The sequence below is a fragment of the Micromonospora sp. WMMD1082 genome, assembly GCF_029626175.1.
Classification (GTDB): domain Bacteria; phylum Actinomycetota; class Actinomycetes; order Mycobacteriales; family Micromonosporaceae; genus Micromonospora.
Map to the genome: position 1 here is coordinate 2,504,005 of NZ_JARUBM010000002.1, position 16,059 is coordinate 2,520,063.

The 16,059-nt window shown below is 74.3% G+C and carries 17 protein-coding genes; 7 read left to right on the forward strand and 10 right to left on the reverse strand.

Annotated elements, in window-relative coordinates; translation table 11 throughout:
* Window positions 1–115: 115 nt before the first annotated feature.
* The 3 genes from O7615_RS11675 to O7615_RS11685 all read right to left on the reverse strand — a co-directional run bounded on the left by O7615_RS11675 (window position 116) and on the right by O7615_RS11685 (window position 2,619).
* Complete coding sequence (locus O7615_RS11675) at window positions 116–448, reverse strand: hypothetical protein (RefSeq protein ID WP_278177470.1); 333 nt, start codon at window positions 446–448, stop codon at window positions 116–118.
* A gap of 116 nt (window positions 449–564) precedes the next feature.
* Window positions 565–1,926 carry an FAD-binding oxidoreductase gene (locus O7615_RS11680; protein ID WP_278177471.1) on the reverse strand — a complete coding sequence of 454 codons (1,362 nt, stop codon included), beginning with the start codon at window positions 1,924–1,926 and terminating at the stop codon, window positions 565–567.
* 213 nt (window positions 1,927–2,139) lie between these two features.
* The gene (locus O7615_RS11685) at window positions 2,140–2,619 is read right to left on the reverse strand and encodes a hypothetical protein (protein WP_278177472.1); all 480 of its coding nucleotides are present in this window, start codon (window positions 2,617–2,619) and stop codon (window positions 2,140–2,142) included.
* Between the two features lie 129 nt (window positions 2,620–2,748).
* Here O7615_RS11685 and O7615_RS11690 point away from each other — a divergent pair, with 129 nt between their 5' ends.
* The 7 genes from O7615_RS11690 (at window position 2,749) to O7615_RS11720 (ending at window position 8,906) form a co-directional block, all read left to right on the forward strand.
* Window positions 2,749–4,095 (forward strand): condensation domain-containing protein, encoded by a 1,347-nt coding sequence (locus O7615_RS11690; protein ID WP_278177473.1) that lies wholly within the window; start codon window positions 2,749–2,751, stop codon window positions 4,093–4,095.
* A gap of 75 nt (window positions 4,096–4,170) precedes the next feature.
* Window positions 4,171–4,797 carry a hypothetical protein gene (locus O7615_RS11695; RefSeq protein WP_278177474.1) on the forward strand — a complete coding sequence of 209 codons (627 nt, stop codon included), beginning with the start codon at window positions 4,171–4,173 and terminating at the stop codon, window positions 4,795–4,797.
* Complete coding sequence (locus O7615_RS11700) at window positions 4,770–5,780, forward strand: hypothetical protein (protein ID WP_278177475.1); 1,011 nt, start codon at window positions 4,770–4,772, stop codon at window positions 5,778–5,780. The genes O7615_RS11695 and O7615_RS11700 overlap by 28 nt, the downstream gene beginning before the upstream one ends.
* A complete protein-coding gene (locus tag O7615_RS11705) occupies window positions 5,777–6,028 on the forward strand; it encodes an acyl carrier protein (protein WP_278177476.1) in 252 nt (83 codons plus the stop codon). The genes O7615_RS11700 and O7615_RS11705 overlap by 4 nt, the downstream gene beginning before the upstream one ends.
* A complete protein-coding gene (locus O7615_RS11710; RefSeq protein WP_278177477.1) occupies window positions 6,025–7,251 on the forward strand; it encodes an aspartate aminotransferase family protein in 1,227 nt (408 codons plus the stop codon). Before O7615_RS11705 ends, O7615_RS11710 begins: the two co-directional genes overlap by 4 nt.
* Window positions 7,252–7,335: 84 nt before the next feature.
* On the forward strand, window positions 7,336–7,785 hold the full coding sequence (locus O7615_RS11715; protein ID WP_278177478.1) for an SRPBCC family protein: 450 nt from the start codon (window positions 7,336–7,338) through the stop codon (window positions 7,783–7,785).
* The gene (locus tag O7615_RS11720; protein ID WP_278177479.1) at window positions 7,782–8,906 is read left to right on the forward strand and encodes an SDR family oxidoreductase; all 1,125 of its coding nucleotides are present in this window, start codon (window positions 7,782–7,784) and stop codon (window positions 8,904–8,906) included. Before O7615_RS11715 ends, O7615_RS11720 begins: the two co-directional genes overlap by 4 nt.
* 39 nt (window positions 8,907–8,945) lie before the next feature.
* On the opposite strand, the gene O7615_RS11725 is transcribed toward O7615_RS11720, so the two are convergent.
* From O7615_RS11725 to O7615_RS11755, 7 genes are read right to left on the reverse strand one after another with little or no spacing between them, the layout of a single operon-like run.
* Window positions 8,946–10,319 carry a hypothetical protein gene (locus O7615_RS11725; RefSeq protein WP_278177480.1) on the reverse strand — a complete coding sequence of 458 codons (1,374 nt, stop codon included), beginning with the start codon at window positions 10,317–10,319 and terminating at the stop codon, window positions 8,946–8,948.
* The gene (locus O7615_RS11730; protein WP_278177482.1) at window positions 10,312–11,052 is read right to left on the reverse strand and encodes a class II aldolase/adducin family protein; all 741 of its coding nucleotides are present in this window, start codon (window positions 11,050–11,052) and stop codon (window positions 10,312–10,314) included. The genes O7615_RS11725 and O7615_RS11730 overlap by 8 nt, the downstream gene beginning before the upstream one ends.
* A complete protein-coding gene (locus O7615_RS11735) occupies window positions 11,049–11,798 on the reverse strand; it encodes a dihydrodipicolinate reductase C-terminal domain-containing protein (protein WP_278177483.1) in 750 nt (249 codons plus the stop codon). Before O7615_RS11735 ends, O7615_RS11730 begins: the two co-directional genes overlap by 4 nt.
* Window positions 11,791–12,045: an acyl carrier protein gene (locus O7615_RS11740; RefSeq protein WP_278177484.1), complete on the reverse strand. Its 255-nt coding sequence runs from the start codon at window positions 12,043–12,045 to the stop codon at window positions 11,791–11,793. Before O7615_RS11740 ends, O7615_RS11735 begins: the two co-directional genes overlap by 8 nt.
* Window positions 12,038–13,465, reverse strand: a complete 1,428-nt coding sequence (locus O7615_RS11745; protein WP_278177485.1) for a class I adenylate-forming enzyme family protein — start codon at window positions 13,463–13,465, stop codon at window positions 12,038–12,040. Before O7615_RS11745 ends, O7615_RS11740 begins: the two co-directional genes overlap by 8 nt.
* Entirely contained in the window at window positions 13,462–14,310 is an 849-nt protein-coding gene (locus O7615_RS11750; protein WP_278177486.1) for an alpha/beta hydrolase, read from the reverse strand. The genes O7615_RS11745 and O7615_RS11750 overlap by 4 nt, the downstream gene beginning before the upstream one ends.
* Window positions 14,307–15,839, reverse strand: coding sequence for an amidase (locus O7615_RS11755; protein ID WP_278177487.1), 1,533 nt, complete (start codon window positions 15,837–15,839; stop codon window positions 14,307–14,309). Before O7615_RS11755 ends, O7615_RS11750 begins: the two co-directional genes overlap by 4 nt.
* Window positions 15,840–16,059 lie beyond the last annotated feature (220 nt).

Consider the following 16,059-nt stretch of genomic DNA (forward strand, 5'->3'; position numbering starts at 1 on the left):
GGTGGTGCCGACCGGCACCGCCCCCGTTCGCCACGCCAGCCGGGATCGGGCAGAGGACGCGGCCCAGGAGGCGCTCCGTCAGCGCGAACGGCCCTCCGACACGCGAGGGCCGACGTCAGCCCTCGAGCGGCGGGCGGTCGATGTTCAGGTGAAACGCGCGCTCCTCGGCCTCCTGACGGGCCGTCACGAAGTCGCCCTGCCAGTCCTGGGCGTCGTCCGGAATGCGCGCGACGACGTGCTCGCCGTGCACCCGGCCGTCCGCGTCGGTCAGGCTGACCCCGACGACGGTGTGCCCACGCCCCGGTATCGCGTAGTGGCGCACCACCCAACGGGCGGACATCTGCGAAACGTGGCGTCGGCGCCGGGCACCGGCCGTCACCGCCACGGACACCAGCAGGACGGCGGCCAGCACGACGATCGAGACAGCCAGGAACCCGATGATCCGCACCCACCCGAGGCTACCGTGCTTCGTGCCGGCGGTGCACCGTACGGAGATGCCGACGGGTCGCCCGGGTCCCTCAGCCCGGAGTCGCTGGGCGGGTGGTGGCGGGAACCGGCCGCAGCTCAGTGCGGCGAGCCGGTTGGCGTGTGCCCGGCATAGCGGTTCGCGGGCTCGACCAGGTAGCTGTGCAGGACGCCGTCCGGGTCGTGGACCGAGCGCAGCCGCTCCATCCGCGCTCGGTTCGTCTCCGATATCGGCCGGTCGAAGCGGCGGGACAGGTCGGAGTCACAGAACGTGGCCCCGGCCGAGAGGCCGACGACCGCCTCGACGGAGCCGTGCACCCAGGACAGGAGTCGCTCGTCGTCGGCCCCGTCCTCCCACACCCCGAAGAGGGAGAGGTACAGCGGGGCCTGCGAGGACCATGCGGCGTCCGGGGCGACCCGGTCCTCACCCCAGCAGTACAGGATCACGTGCGAGCGCGGGTTGGGCATCGCCTCGAACAGCGGCGCCAGCGCGGGCACCAGTTCGTCCGGGGAGGCCGCCGTCCACATGTTGTCCGCCGCGTACCGCAGGCCCCTGGGCCTACCCCGGGCCATCTCCTCGAACAGGTCGTCCATCGACTTCGGAACCCGGGCCTCCTGGATCATCGCCCGCTCGGCGATCGGCGCGGACTCCAGCGGGGCGAGCAGGTCCCGCGCCTGCTCGGCGGTGTCCACGAAACAGGTGGCGGTCAACAGCACCACTGGCAGCGTGAAGCCCTCGATCGGCGGGATGGTCGCCGTGACCGCGACCTCCACCTCCGGCGACAGCGGCGCCTCCATGGCGTAGCGCAGCACGTCGGCGGCGACCTCCGCCGGGTAGACCTGGGTGGTCTGGGTGATGGCCTTCGGGCGCGGGTACACCTTCAGGTGGAAGCGGGTCACGATCGCGTAGATGCCGGGGCCACCGCCCCGGACCGCCCACATGATGTCGCGGTGGCTGTCGTCGTCGGCGCGGATCAGCTCGCCGCCGGCGGTGACGACGTCCACCGCCTCGATGCTGAAGCACGCCGGGCCGAGGCTCTTGGAGTTCCAGCCGTACCCGCCGCCGAGCAGGAAACCGGCGACGCCGGCGTCGGGACAGTGGCCGACCGGAAAGAAGAGGTCGTGCTCGGCCAGCGCGGCGTCCAGGGCCCCACCCACCACACCGCTCTGGACGCTGGCGGTGCGGGCCCCCGGATCGACCGTCACCTCCCGCAACGCGGACAGGTCGAGCAGGATGCCGCCGTCGCGCACGGACGCGCCGACCCAACTGTGCCCGCCCGACCGGACGGCGATCTTCAAGCCCTTCTCACGAGCGATCCGGACGGTGATGACCACGTCGTCCTCGCTGCCGGCCACCACGATCAGCTCGGGAAAGCGCTGCGGCTTGCGGCCGTTCCATACCGCCGCGCACCGCGCCTCCTCGTAGCCTCGTTCACCTCGCTGGTACAGGCGGCCGTCCATGTACTGCTCCTTCACTGGGCGTGGGTCGTCGCCGGCGTCGGCCATCGCCCTGCCCAGCAGGATGCCGCCTGCGGGCAGCCAGTTGGCCGACCACTAGACGGACAGATCCGGCATCTGGTGCGACGGCCTTCTCAGTAAGCCAAAGCAACCACCGACCACACAAGACACCCGGTCACCGTTTGGTAACTACACAGCCACTTGGAGTACGGGAGGTTACGCCAGTGCGAGGATCGCCACCACCAGCAGTACGTCGAGCACCACACACGCCTCGGCGTACCAGCGGGGAACGACCACGTTCGCCCGCAGGTGGAACGCGTCCCAGACGGCGTGCCCCAGCCAGCCGATCGCCAGCAGGTAGGCGGCCCACGGCTGGTCCAGCACGGCGGCGAACAGGGCCAGGCCACCGAACACGAGGACACCGGCGAGCTGCACCGCGAGCATCCGCACCCGGCGCAGGTGGCCGCGGATCGCGCCGATCATCACGTAGAGCACGGCCGCCCAGGCCAGGCCGTCGGCGAAGTCCTCCACCGCGCCCGCCACCAGCAGGAGCGACAGGATCGCGATCGCGACGAGGGTGGGCCACCGGCGCGCGGCCCGGTGGGCGAGCCCCGCCGGACGGTCGGGCGCGGGCGGTGCCGCAGCATCGGGGCCGGCCGCCGGTGAGCGATCAGGTGTGCCGGTGACATCCACCATGTGTCCTCCGCTCCCGTGACACGGCTGACCACACGCTACGCCCGGCATCGGCCCGGCGACGGGCCACTTCCCGGTCGATTACCCGCCGGTGGCCGGCCAGCGTCGCGGTACGCCGCATAGTCGGAGGTCATGACCGCCTGCCCTGCCGACGACGAGCCGGCGACCTGGGGTCAGCAGGCGTTCCGCGACGCGCTCGACCGCTTCGACCGGCACGCCTGGCACACCCGGGTCACCGCCGAACAGCCGGTACCGGACGGGCTCGACCTGGCCGGCGTACACCTGGCGGTCGATCGGGTGGTCGCGGCGCACGAGGGGCTACGGACGACCCTTGTGGACGCTCCCGGCGGCCCTCGGCAGCACGTGGCGCCGGCCGGACGGGTCGCCCTGGAACAGGTCGCCGTGGCATCACCGGCGGACGTCGACGCCGCCGCCCACGAGCTGGCCGAACGGCTCCGCCGCCGGTCCGACGGGCCGCTGTCCGTCGGTGTGGTCGACGCGGCCGGCGTACCCCGCCGGTTGGTCTGGGCGCTGTCCCACCTCGCGGTGGATGCCACCAGCGTCGGCGTGCTGCTCAGCCGCCCGCTCGCCGGCGGACCCCGGGACGACCCGACGCGGCCAGGGCACCCCGGGCCGGCGGCCCGGCAGCCCCGCGAGCAGGCCGTGTACGAGGCACAGGACGGCTACCGGCGGCGCAGTGCGCGGGCGGTCGCGTACTGGCGGGCCCGGTTCGGCGACCTCGACCTGCCGCTGGCCCGACGCGACCGGACGGCGGCCGGCAGCCGGCAGGCGGTGCTCGACTCGGCCGCCGCCGCGACCGCCCTGGACCGCGTGGTCCGGCGGCTCGGTCTGCCGTCCAGCGCCGTGGTGCTCGCGGCGGTCGCCGCCGGGCTGGGCGCGGTCCACGGCCGGCGGGTGCTGCCGATGCAGGTCATCACGTCCAACCGCCACCTGCCCGGGTTGGACCGCTACGTCGGCGTCCTCGCGCAACCCGGGCCGCTGGTCGCCGACCTCGACCCCGACCTGCCCTTCGGCGCGCTCGTCGAGCAGGTACACGGCCGGGCCGGCACCGCCTACCGGCACGCCTTCTGGTCCCCGACGGAACTCGACGCCGGGCTGCGCGACGACGGCCGGTCGGCGGACGACGTCCTCGGCGGGATCTGCACGGTCAACGACGTACGGGGCGCCGGGCGCGATCCGGGACCTCGCCCGGACACCGCCACCGCCACACCGCAGGTCCGGAAGCTGGCGTGCTGGCCGTACCAGGGCGGCCGGCTGGCCGTGGCGGTCGCGGGCGGTGAACGGGCGCTGCGGATCGCCATGCGGGTCGACCCCGCGTACCTGGATGACGCGCTGCTGCCCGACCTGCTACACAGCGTGGAAGCGGTCCTGCGCCGGGCCGCGAGCGGCGGTCCGGGCACGCCGATCCGCCAGCTCACGGGCGAGCTGAACGTGCCACCCGCCCACCCCGGTCAGTGACCGCACGCTTCCCGATCCGTTCCCCACCCGCTGGCACGATGGTGCGGGTCGGCGTCAGGGGGAGGTCGAGGCCGGATGGCGGTGCAGTCGGCGAACCGCGCAACCGTACGGGGTGTCACGCGCGCGGACGAACGCGCCGCGGCCCGCGTGCTCACCGAGGCGTTCATGCAGGATCCGATCTGGGAGTCCACCGGCCCACGGTGGAGGTGGCACCGGCGGCTCGTGCTCGCCGCGCTCTACCGGGCGGAGCTGCGGATCGCGCGCTGGCGATCCGCGATCCGGCTCGGCGCGTTCCAGGACGGACGGCTGGACGCCGTGATCCTGGTCTACCCGGACGGCGAACGCGGCTTCCCCTGGTGGGCCTGGCTCCCGCGCGGGGCCGCCTGTCTGCTCGCCGGCCCGGTGGCGGTGACGCGCAGCATCCGCGTGGTGAGCGAGCTGAACCGGCGGCACCCCACCGAACCGCACGCGCACTTCTGGATGCTCGGATCCCGGCCCGGCGCGATCGGCGCGGGCTACGCCCTGATGCGCGCCGCCGCGGCACGCACCGACGCGCTGGACAAGGACGGCTACCTGGAGGCCACCTCGACCGAGATGGCCGAGGTGAAGGAGTTGCTCGGCTGGCGGGTCCGGGACCGGGTGCGGCTGCGAACCGGCAAGCAGGTCACCACCATGTGGCGCGATCGCCGGGCACCGCGATGACCGCCACCGGGCTGCGCGAGGCCCTCGACGCGCTGTTCGTGGTACCGCCCGAGCATCGGTGGGGCGACGTGGGCCGGGCAGAGGCCCGGGCGCTGCTGTCCTGCGACGAGCCCACGCTGTCCGCCCTGGTCCGGCACGGGCTACCCACCAGCGGGCACCCCGACGGGGACCGGTTCGACTCGCGCGACCTCTTCAACCTCGGCCTGCACAGCGTCGGGCACGACACCGTGGTGGCACGGACCTTCGCGTTGGCCCTGCGCTGGATGCGAGCCGGCACCGACCGCCTGGTGGCGGGCCGGCCGGCCCGGCTGGATGTCAACCTCTCCTGCGGCGGACCGCAGGAATGCGGCGCCGGTGCCCGCAGCCACATCACCCGGCCCCGGCCCGAGGTGTACGGGGGCAGCGTCGAGTCGCTTCACATGTGCCACCGGCCCGGCGGCGAACAGCCGGCCGGGACGCCGCCTCCGGGCCTGCGGATGACCGCCCGCCTGCGGCTGACCGGGCAACTGGCCCCGCTGCGGTCGGCCGCGGCCCGAGACGCCGTACGGCACTTCCTCGATGTCGGCCTGCGCTGGGTGAAGCTGCCCGGCCCGCTCCAGGCCGACGTCCGACTGGCCCGCAGCCACGGGATCGCCAGCTGCGCGTCGGCGAGCCTGCACCTCGCGCACCTGCTGCAGTCGGCGGGACTGGACGCGACCACGCGCGTCGGCTGGGTGATCGGCCTGGAGATGGAGCACGCCTGGGTCGAGGTGGTGGACACCGACGGCGAGACGAAGCTCCTCGACCCGGTCTTCGCGCTGTTCGCGGGCATGCTGCCGGGCGCCAACCCGGCGTTCCGCGACGCCGACCACGCCCTGCGTACCAACCGGCTCGTGCCGACGGCCCTGCCGGCCGGCGCAGCTCTCGCCGTGCACTCGTGCGACGGCCCCCCGGCGACGCCGCGCGTCGCCGTCACGACCTCCTTCGAGAAGGAACGCACATGATCCGACAGCGCGTCCGCGACGTGGTCGCCCAGGTCTTCGACCGTTCCCCGGACTCGTTGCCCCCGGTGGCCGGCCCGGACACCGTCGAGGGATGGACGTCGCTCCGGCACCTCCGTGTCATCCTCGGCCTGGAGGAGGAGTTCGGCATCGAGATCGAGCCGGACGCCGTACCCGGCCTGGTCACCGACGAGGCGATGGCCGGCTACCTGACCGAGCACCTGACACCCGCCGCCGGGGCCGACCGGTGACCGCCTTCCTCGATCGGTACGCGGCGGCGTACGGCCCGTCCGACGCGTTGCTGCGCCGCCTCACCGGCCTGCTCGGCGGCGAGGTACGCGCCGACGGCGCCTGGATCAGCGACACCGAGGGGCGACGCTGGCTGGACTTCGGCTCCTTCGGGCTGCACCTGCTCGGCCACCGTCACCCCGTGGTGACCGCCGCCGCCGTCAGCCAGCTCGACCGGATGGGGCTGTCCGGCAAGGTCCTCGGCAACGAGGCGGCGACCCGCTGCGTGGAGCGGCTGCTGGCCGCGACCCCGCCACGACTGGACCGGGGAATCCTGGCGAACACCGGCGCCGAAGCGGTGGAGATGGCCATCAAGATGGTCACGCTCGCCACCGGCCGGGACGAACTGCTCGCGCTCACCCGCTCGTACCACGGCCGGACGGTCGCCGCGCTGAGCCTGTCCGACGCGACCGCGTCCCTCGGGCGGTGGGGCCTGCGGGACCGTGTCCACTTCGTCGAGCCCGGGGACATCGCCACCGCCCGCCGACTGCTGGAGACCCGCCCGATCGCCGCTGTCTTCGCCGAGCCGGTACAGGGCGAGGGCGGCGTACGACCGGTCGCGCCGGAGTTCCTCGCCGCCCTGCGCGAGCGGTGCGACGCGACCCGCACGCCGCTGGTGCTCGACGAGATCCAGACCGGGCTGGGGCGCTGCGGGCGGCGCTGGCGATCGGCCGACGACTGCCCACCCGACCTGCTCCTGGTCGGCAAGGCCCTCGGCGGCGGGCTGGTACCGGTCTCGGCCGTCCTGTACGCGAGCCCGGTCATCGGCCCGGCGGCGACCGACCCGCTGGTGTTCGCCTCCTCCTTCGCCGGTGGCGCGCTCGCCGGCACGGTGGGCGCGACCGTGGTCGAGCTGGTGAGCGACCCGGTGCTGCTGGAGCGGGTCCGGCTGATGGGCGACGCGGTACGGGCGACGCTGCGCACCCGGCTGGGCGGCAACGCGCACGTCCGCGACATCCGCGGCGAGGGACTGATGATCGGCGTGGAGCTCAGCGATCCGGCCGTCGCCGGTCAGGTGCTCGTCGAGGCCGCCCGCCGCGACCTGCTGGTCAGCTTCTGCCTGAGCCGACCCGAGGTGCTGCGCGTCTACCCACCGGTGGTGATCGAGCCGGACGACCTCGACGCCGGGGTGGCCGCGTTCGTCGCCGCGGTGGCCGCCGTGACGGCCGCGCCGGAACTCGTCTGAGCGTCACCTCCGCCCGCCACCGCCCAGCTCGACCGTCCCGGAGTTTCGCCCTTCGCACCCATTGCCCGCACCAGAGGAGCCGATATGCCGTCCGCCCACGCCGCTCTCGAGATCTTCGATGCCGACGTCAAGCAGGTCTGGAACGTCGTCACCGACTTTCCGAACTATCCCAGCGTGATGCCCGACGTGCTGGAGGTCACCGTACGGCGGCAGGACCACGCGCTGGCCTTCAGCACCTGGCGCACTCTGCTCGACGGCATCGAGATGACCTGGGAGGAGCGGGACGTCTTCGAGCCGTACCGGCGGATCGTCTTCGAGCAGACCGAGGGCGACCTCCAGGAGTTCCGCGGGCACTGGCTGCTGACCGAGACGCCCGCCGGGGTGCTGATCGAACTGACCGTGCACTTCGACCTCGGCATCCCCTCCCTCGCGCCGGTGCTCGACCCGCTCGGGGTGCATGCCATCGAGTCCAACTCGCGGCGGATGCTCGCCGGCCTCCAGCGGCTCTGCGGTGCGCTGGAGCGTGCCTCGTGACCGCTCACACCGGCATGGCCGGGGCGGGCGTCGACGAACGGATCCTGGTCACCGGGCTGGGCGGGGCCGTCGGCACGGCCCTGGCCGCCCGGCTGCCGGCCCTCGGCGGGTCGGCCGAACTGGTCGGGGTGTTCTCCGGGGAACGCTCGCGCGACCGATTCCTCGCCACCGCCGACCCGGCGCTCACCGCCATCCTGCGGGCCGTGGTCTGTGACCTCACCGACGAGACCGCGACCCGTCGGCTCGCCGACGAACTGGGCGGCTGCGAACGCGCCCTGGTGGTGCACGCGGCAGCCAACACCGCCTGGACGTTGGCCCTGCCGGAGGCGGTCCGGGCCAACGTCGTGGCCACCCGCAACGTGTCGGAGCTGGCCCGGGCCACCGCCCGGCGGGCCCGGCTGATCTACGTGTCCTCCGCCTTCACCCACACCACCGACTGGATCTACCGGAACAGCTACGAGGAGTCGAAGGCGCTGGCCGAGCGGATGCTGCGTGTCGACTACCCCGACCTGGCCACGTCGGTGTTCTCCTGCAGCCTCGTCGTCGGCGACAGCGGCACCGGGGCGATCACCCGGTTCCACGGGATCTACCCGCTGATCGCCGCGATCGAGCGCTTCGACCTGCCGGTGGTACCCGGCGAGGCCGCCAACCGGATCGACATCGTGCCCGTGGACTGGGTCGCCGACGAGTTGCTGGGACTGATGGTCGACGTCCGGGCCGGCGCCACGCCACGCGACGTCGTGGCCGCCGCCGGTGACGCCGCGCCGACGCTGACGGAGCTGGTCAGCGGCGTCGTGGCGGCGCTCAACCGGAACCGGGCACTGCGCGGGACGGCGGCCCTCGGTCCCGCCTCGGTGCTGGGGCTGCGGCAGTTCGACTTCTTGCGCCGCTCGCTCACCGTCTGGCGGGACGGCGCGCGCGGCGTGCCCGACCTGCGGCTGCTCGACCGGCTGATCGCCAGCTATCGGCCCTACCTGCGCGACGGCCATGCCCGCGCCCCGTTCGGGGTGAGTCGACCGGCGCCGTCCTACCTCGACTATCTGGACCCGGTGGTGACGTACTGGCTGTCGACCACCGTTCCCCCGGCTCGCCGCGAGATCGCCGTCCCGGCCACCGCCTGACGCTCCGGGCGCGGCCGGTCGTCGAGGCGGCCGGCCCGGTCAGGAGGTGCTGAGCCAGCCGGCGGCCACCGTGTCGTTCTTCAGGTCGGCGGCGGGCTCCGGCACGCCGATCGCCTGCGCCACCAGGGGCGTGAAACCCCCGCCGCCCAGCGCCGCCACCGCCTCGTCGTCGAACCCGCCGAGCACGGTGGTGGCGCAGCCGAGGCGGACCGCCATCCGGTACGCCTCGGCGCAGACCAGCCCGGCCACCAGCAGCAGCCGCCGGTACACCGACAGCCCGGTGTCGGACCGGTCCGGCGTCATCCCAACAAGCAGGAACGCCGAGGCGGCGCCAGCGATCGGCTGCTGCCCGAACATCCTGATGCGGCACGTCGGGGACGGCGCCGGCACCTCCGCCGCCCGCCACGTGCCGGTGGACGGATCCCACCAGCGGCTCCGCCAGCCCTCACCGGCAGGCGCGACGTAACGCAGCGCAAGCCAGTCCCGCAGTGGCGGACGCACCGCCGCTGCCAGCCGCAGCTGCAGCGCCTCGATCGCCGGGGCGACTCCGGACGGCATCGGCGTGCCGGTGAACGCCCGCGCCGAGTGGCGCCGCCGGATCTCGCCCGGCGCGTCGGCGCCCGGCACGCGCACCAGCTCGGCCAGGTCCACGGCCGGCTGGACAGCCGGCTCGGCGAACCCGTGCAGCCGGCGCACCCGGTGCAGCGCGGGATTCAGCAGCGGCGGGTGCTCGACGACCCACCCGGTCCCGAGGCCGTCCACCGTGGGGCTCGGGCCGGTCGGGGCGGCGGCCGCGGCTTCCGCGTCGAGCACCACGACGGCCAGCAGCAGTTCGTCGGCGGTCAGGCCCAGATCGGCGTGCACCACGTCGTGCGGCATCCGGTCGGGCAGGCGCGCGGCCGTCCCGGCGTGCACGGCAAGGGCGGCGATGTTGCCCAGCACGTTGCCGGCGTCGAGCAGGCAGTAGCGATAGCCCCGCACGCCGTACCGCTGCACGGTCCGCCAGGCGACCGCGACGACGGCGACCGCCCACTGACCGGTACGCAGCCCGAGGGCGGTCGCGGCAGCCGTCGCGTCGCCGACGTCGACGCAGCCCCGGCGCTCCGGTACGTGCAGCCGCCACCGCCAGCCCTCGGGGCCGCCGGCCAGCCAGACCGTCTCGACCGGATACATCGCCCCCGCCGAGGCGGCGTGCCGGGCCACGCCGCGCGGCGTCGTCCGGTACCCGTACGCCAGGTCGGCGAAGCGGTCGAGATCGTCGCCCGGCGGCGGCGCGACCGCCCGCGGGGTGAGGCTGCCGGCCACCCGCCGGCACGGCCGGGTCACCGTGGAGGCCGGGTGGCTCAACCGCTGGAGCTGCTGCACCCGGTGCAGTAGCCCGGCCGGTACCGCCTCCGACGGCACGTCAGGCATCCCAGCCCGCGCTCTCCGGGCAGGTCGCCCGGACCCGGCGGACCGCGTGGTCCCAGTAGCTGCGGACGGCCAGGTCGCTGTAGATGTAGGTGCGCTTGGCGTCCACGTCCTCGCTGGTGGAGACGGAGAACGGCAGGCCGGTGGAGAGCGCCATGAGGTGCAGTTGGCAGCAGCGTTCGAGTACCTGGGCGCCGACCGCGGCGTGCCGGATCGACCGCCCCACCGCGACGCCGCCGTGGTTGCGCAGGAACGCCGCCGGGTGCGGGCCGAGCGCCTTGGCGACGAGGCTGCCGACCTCGTACGTGAGGATGGTGTTGCTGGTGACCGTGAACCGGGGCACCTGTTCGAAGTACAGCGCCCCCTCGTGGGAGAGCGGCGCGAGTTCGGCCTCCAGCGCTCCGAACACGAGGGTGTGCGGGGCGTGGCTGTGCACGATCGCGTTGACGTCCGGCCGGGCCGCGTAGATGGCCTGGTGCAGCGGCAGCTCCGGTGGGGCCATCCGGTGCGCGGGCGCGTCCGGGTCGACCTGGGCGAGCACCATGTCCTTCGGCTCCGCCTCGTTGAAGCCGCACAGCGCGCCCTTGATGAGGAACCGCTGGCTGCCCGGCATCCGGGCGGAGACCTGCCCCTGGTTGAAGTCGTCGTGGCCGGTGTCGGAGAGCATCCGGGAGGCGTACGCCAGGGCGACGGTGAGCCGGCGCTCGGCAACGGAGAGGGGCGGCGGCTCGCTCATCTCGTCCCCCTGACGACAAGCGGGTGGTCGACCGGCGGGTGGTCGACCGGCGGTGCTCCGGCCAGCGACCGGTAGAAGTCGTGGATCGTCCACCGGCCGGGGAGGGGCCGGGCGGCCAGCCAGCGCGCCGCCCGCACCGCCACCGCCCCGTACGCCGCCCAATCGCGGACCCGGTGGCCGACCACCACTTCCTCGTCCGGCAACGTCAGCCGGACCTCGTGCTCGCTCACCGGTAGGCCGGCCCGCACCGAGTCCACCGCCACCTCGACCGGCGCGGTGGCGGCACCGGTCACGCAGTCGCGCAACGCGAGCGCCGTGGCGCTGGGGCGGTCCACCTTGTACGACGGGTGGCGGTCCAGCACCGTCACCTCCCCGGTGTCCGGGGCCCGCAGGGCCGACCAGAGTGGGGCGAGCAGCCGTACCGCCTCGACGTGCAGGTGGTGGCCGATGCTCAGGTTCTCCGCGCGCAGCACCGGCACCTCGGCGGCGAGTGTGGCCAACCCGGCCCGGTCGGCCGGCCCGAGGCCGGAGCCGGCGCTGAGCAGCGGCGTGCGGTGCCTGCGGCAGTACGCGATCACGTCCGGCAGCGCGGCGGCGGGCGTGGCGTCGACCAGCACATCGGGCGGCCGGCCGACCCAGCCGTCCTGGCCGGCGGTCATCACGACCGGCACCCCGGCCGCCTCGGCGGCGGCCACCACCCGCCGGCCCAGGCGGCCCCGGGCACCCACCACGCCGAGGCTAGACATGGGCACCGCGCTGGTCGGCGATGTACCGGGCCATTGCCGTGAAGCCGTCCAGCACCTCCTCGGGCAGGTCGTCGTCCCACTCGATGCCGAACGTGTCCTCCACGGCCACCAGGAAGTTCAGGGTGCGCAGCGAGTTGAGGCCCAGCTCGCGGATCGAACCGGAACCGGTCCGGGCCGGGTCGGGCACCGCCTCGCCGAAGCTGATCTCGACGACCAGCGCCATGAGCTGGTCGATGATGTCATCCACGTCGTTCCCCTTCGCGCAACTCGGACAGGGCCGCCGCGTTCACCTTGCCGGCCGAGGTACGCGGCAGGGATCCGGCGATGACCAACCGCTCGGGCAGCTTGTACGCGGCGAGTTGCTCGCGGCAGTGCGCGACGACGGTCCGCCGGTCCAGCCCCGCGGCCTCGACGTACGCGGCGAGAACCTGCCCGCCGGCGGTGCTCTCACCCCGGACGACCACGTCGCTGACCCCGGGCAGCCGGCGCAGGACGCCCGCCACCTCGGTCGGGTCGATCTTTCGGCCGGCGACGTTGACCACGCCGGTGAGCCGGCCCACCAGGTGCAGGCGACCACCGTCGAACCGGCCCAGGTCCCGGGTCCGCAGGAAGCCCTCCGGGTCCAGGCTCTCCGCCAGTGGCGGCGCCAGCCCGTCGAGGTAGCGCGACGCCATCGAGCCGGTACGCACCAGCACCCGCCCCTCGGCCGCCCCGGCCGGCGCGTCGATCGCCACCCGTACCCCGGGCAGCGGAACGCCGACGCTGCCCGGGACCGCGCCGTCGTTGAAGGTGACCGGGCCGACCTCGGCGAGACCGTAGTAGTCGCAGATCGGCGCGCCGATCTGCGCCCGCCACGCCTGCGCGGTCTCCGCGGACAGCGGCGCGGCGGAGCTGACCGCGAGGCGCAGGCCCACCATCGCGCGCGCCCGGGAGCGGACCAGGGTGTCGAACGCGTACGGGAACGCGGTCAGCACGGTCGGCCGGGTGCGCTGCACCGACCGCGCCACCGACGACGGCATCGGCCGTCCCGGGTGCAGGGCCAGGGTGCCCCCGGCGTCGAAAACGCTCAGCAGCGAGGTGTTGAAGGCCAGCCCGTTGTTGAGGGTGGCCAGGCACAGCACCACGTCGTCCTCGGTCAGGCCGCTGGCCGCCGCCCAGGACCGGGCCGCCGTCACGCTGGCCCGCTGGGTGAAGCCGAGGCTGCGCGGCAGGCCGGTGGTGCCGCTGGTGAAGCGGCCGAACGCCACGTCGTCCACCTCGGCGGGGGGACCGGCCGATTCCAACGCGCACCAGCGCAGCGTCGGCCATGGCGAGGCCGCCGCCGCGTCGGCGGCGAGGGCGGAGCCGGTGGTGACCAGAGCGTGACCGGCGCGGGCCACCGAGGCGACCTTCCGGCACTCGGCGCTGGTCCAGGTCTTGTCGGCGATCAGCGGCACGACGCCGGCGGTGATCGCGGCGTAGATCGCCACCACGTCGTCGGGCCCGCCGCCGGGGACCAGCAGCAACGGGGGCCGGCTCACCGCACGTCGAAGCCAGCGCGCCCCGGCGGCCACCGCGCGGTCCAGTTCGGCGTACGTGTAGGAGCTGCCGGCGCCGTCGGTGACGGCGACCTTGTCCGGCCGGGCCTGCGCGGCGGCCCGCAGCACGTCGCGTACCGGTGCCGTCACGGGGCACCGATCGGGATCGCGCGGGCCGCCTCGACCTCGGACACGAAGCGGGCGACCAGGTCCGCGAACTCGGCGGGTGCCTCGACGTACGCGAGGTGGCCGGCGGTGGGCAGGACCACCGACCGGGCGTCCGGCATCAGCCGGGCCAGTTCCGCCACGCTGGCCGGGCTGCTGAAGAAGTCAGACCCGCCGACGACCAGGGAGACCGGGCAGACGACCCGGGTCAGCACCGCCCATCCGTCGTCGCCGCCCAGCGAGGCGCGCAGCGAACGGGCCAGGCCGGCGGCCGTGTTGTGGGCCAGGAAGCGCTCCCGTAGCGCCAGGTAGGTCGCCGCACCGCCCACCTCCACCGTCCGCTCCGCGTACAGCAGCGGGTAGAGATGGTCGAACAACGCGCGCGGGCCGCCCAGTTCGAGCGAGCGCAGCCAGGACCGCGTGAGCTGGGCGCGGCGCCGGCCACCGAACGGGTTGAACACCGGACCGACCAACACCATCCCGGCCACCGCGTCGGGGTGGGCGACGGCGAAGTCCCGGCAGATCAGCGTCGACACCGACGTGCCGACCAGGTGCACCGGCCCCCCGAGCGCGTCGACGAGGTGCCGCAGGTCGTCGACGTGGGTGGCGAGGGTCAGCTCTCCCTCGGCGGATGCGGAGGCGCCCTGGTCGCGCAGGTCGTACGTGACCACCCGGAACCGGTGGGTGAGCTCGCCGGTGAAGTCCCACCACGACGATCCACGCATGAAGTGGCTGTTGACGAACACCACGGTCGGCGCGTCCCGCGGCCCCCGGGACTCGTGGTGCAGCTCCGCGCCGTCCGGGAGCCGCAGCCGCCCGCCGGCGGTCATCGCGGTGCCGACGCGAGCGGTGCCACGTCGGCCGGCACCTCGGGGAGCAGTTGCACGAGCGCGCCCATCCGGGCCCAGGTGCCGGCCAGTTGGCCGCACTCGTCGTCGGTGACCGGGACACCGAGGTCGCGGAGGGCGCGGCCCAGGCCCTCGTCGATCATCGCGTCGGCACCGCCGGGCGGCCGGGGCGCGGCCGGTCCGTCGACCGGCCGCACGGGGTCGGCCGGCCCGCGCAGGTGCCAGGACGTGCTGCGCTGGTAGACGTCGGCGATGGCGGCGAGCCCGAAGTCGTTGCCGGGTGCGCCGGCCAGTTGCAGCGAGTACGGCAGCCCGGCGGCGTCGACCCCGTTCGGTAGGGCGACCGCGGGGAAGCCGACGGCGCTCCAGATCGTCGGCAGCGGAGAGACCTGCTGCATGCCCTCGGGATCGTCGAAGCGGGGTGCGACGGTCGGCCAGGTGGGGGTGGCGATCGCGTCGACCTCGGTCAGGTGGTCGGCCAGCCGGTGCGCACCCTGCTGCCGGACGCGCTGCGCCCGCACGTACGTCTCACCCCGGATCAGCCCGCCGAGGACCGCGGTCCGACGGAACGGCCGGCCGTACGAGTCCCAGCGGTCGCGCAGGGCGCTGCCGTGCACCTCGAACGCCTCCACCACCACGGTGAGGATCTGCGCCGCGAACAGGGCGAAGGCGTCCGGCACCGGGACCGCCACGCCGACCACGGTGGCGCCGCAGGCGCGGAGCCGGTCGAGGGACGCGTCGAAGGCTGCCCGGCAGCCGTCGCTCAGGCCGGCCAGGTCGAGCAGGTCCGCCGGCACCCCGATCCGTACGCCGGTGAGGTCGTCCCGCCAGCGCGGCCCTGCGTCACGACCGGCCAGGACGGCCAGCAGTGCGGCGCAGTCGCGGACGTCCCGGGCCTGCGGGCCGACGGTGTCGGTCGAGCGGCTCAGCGGGTGGCAGCCACGCGTGGACACCAGGCCGTACGTGGGTTTCAGGCCGGTGACCCCACACATCGCGGCGGGGATGCGGATGCTGCCGTTGCAGTCGGTGCCGATGCCGGCGTCGAAGAGGCCGGCCGCCACCCCGTTGGCGCTGCCCGAGCTGGAACCCCCGGTCCACCGGTCCAGGTCCCACGGGTTACGCGGCACCGGGAACCCGTCGTCGGGCTCGGGCCGGGACAACGCGTGCTCGGCCAGCGTGGTCTTGCCGACCACGATCGCGCCGGCGGCGCGCAGCCGGCGTACCACCGGGGCGTCCCGGCCCGCCCACCAGTCCGGGTCGTGGACCCGGCTCTGCCCGGTCGTCGGGCCGTCGGCGGTGGCGATGACGTCCTTGACGCCGAGGAGCATGCCGTGCAGCGGACCCCGTGGCTCGCCGTCGGCCGAGGCACGGTCCAGCCGCGCCGCCTCGGCGTCCCGGTCGGCGAGGGGCCGCAGCACCGACCCGATCAGGGGATTGAGCCGGTCGCTGCGGCGCGTCGCCTCGGCCACCCGGGACGCGATGCTCGTGGATTCCTTCGTGGTGTTCGGCACGACCGCCCTCCGGGACTCGACAGGGGCGCAATTTCTGCTGGCAGCAACCCTTGTCGGCACCGCGAAACAGAGAAACCCCTAGGCTCCCCTAGCCCGCCCCAGAAGCAATTCGAGCTGGCCCGCACAGCCGTTATCCGGCCCCCGAAACTTGTCCGCGCACGCGAGGCTGCTGCTACTTTCCTCTCGCCGCGATCCATTGTGGTGAGATCGTCCGACCGAT

Excerpts from the sequence above, each read along its gene's own strand:
- O7615_RS11715 (WP_278177478.1), top strand. The coding sequence starts at position 7,336 with ATGCCGTCCGCCCACGCCGCTCTCGAGATCTTCGATGCCGACGTCAAG.
- O7615_RS11750 (WP_278177486.1), bottom strand. The coding sequence starts at position 14,310 with ATGACCGCCGGCGGGCGGCTGCGGCTCCCGGACGGCGCGGAGCTGCAC.
- O7615_RS11735 (WP_278177483.1), bottom strand. The coding sequence starts at position 11,798 with ATGTCTAGCCTCGGCGTGGTGGGTGCCCGGGGCCGCCTGGGCCGGCGG.
- O7615_RS11730 (WP_278177482.1), bottom strand. The coding sequence starts at position 11,052 with ATGAGCGAGCCGCCGCCCCTCTCCGTTGCCGAGCGCCGGCTCACCGTC.
- O7615_RS11690 (WP_278177473.1), top strand. The coding sequence starts at position 2,749 with ATGACCGCCTGCCCTGCCGACGACGAGCCGGCGACCTGGGGTCAGCAG.
- O7615_RS11695 (WP_278177474.1), top strand. The coding sequence starts at position 4,171 with ATGGCGGTGCAGTCGGCGAACCGCGCAACCGTACGGGGTGTCACGCGC.
- O7615_RS11680 (WP_278177471.1), bottom strand. The coding sequence starts at position 1,926 with ATGGACGGCCGCCTGTACCAGCGAGGTGAACGAGGCTACGAGGAGGCG.
- O7615_RS11685 (WP_278177472.1), bottom strand. The coding sequence starts at position 2,619 with ATGGTGGATGTCACCGGCACACCTGATCGCTCACCGGCGGCCGGCCCC.
- O7615_RS11705 (WP_278177476.1), top strand. The coding sequence starts at position 5,777 with ATGATCCGACAGCGCGTCCGCGACGTGGTCGCCCAGGTCTTCGACCGT.
- O7615_RS11725 (WP_278177480.1), bottom strand. The coding sequence starts at position 10,319 with ATGCCTGACGTGCCGTCGGAGGCGGTACCGGCCGGGCTACTGCACCGG.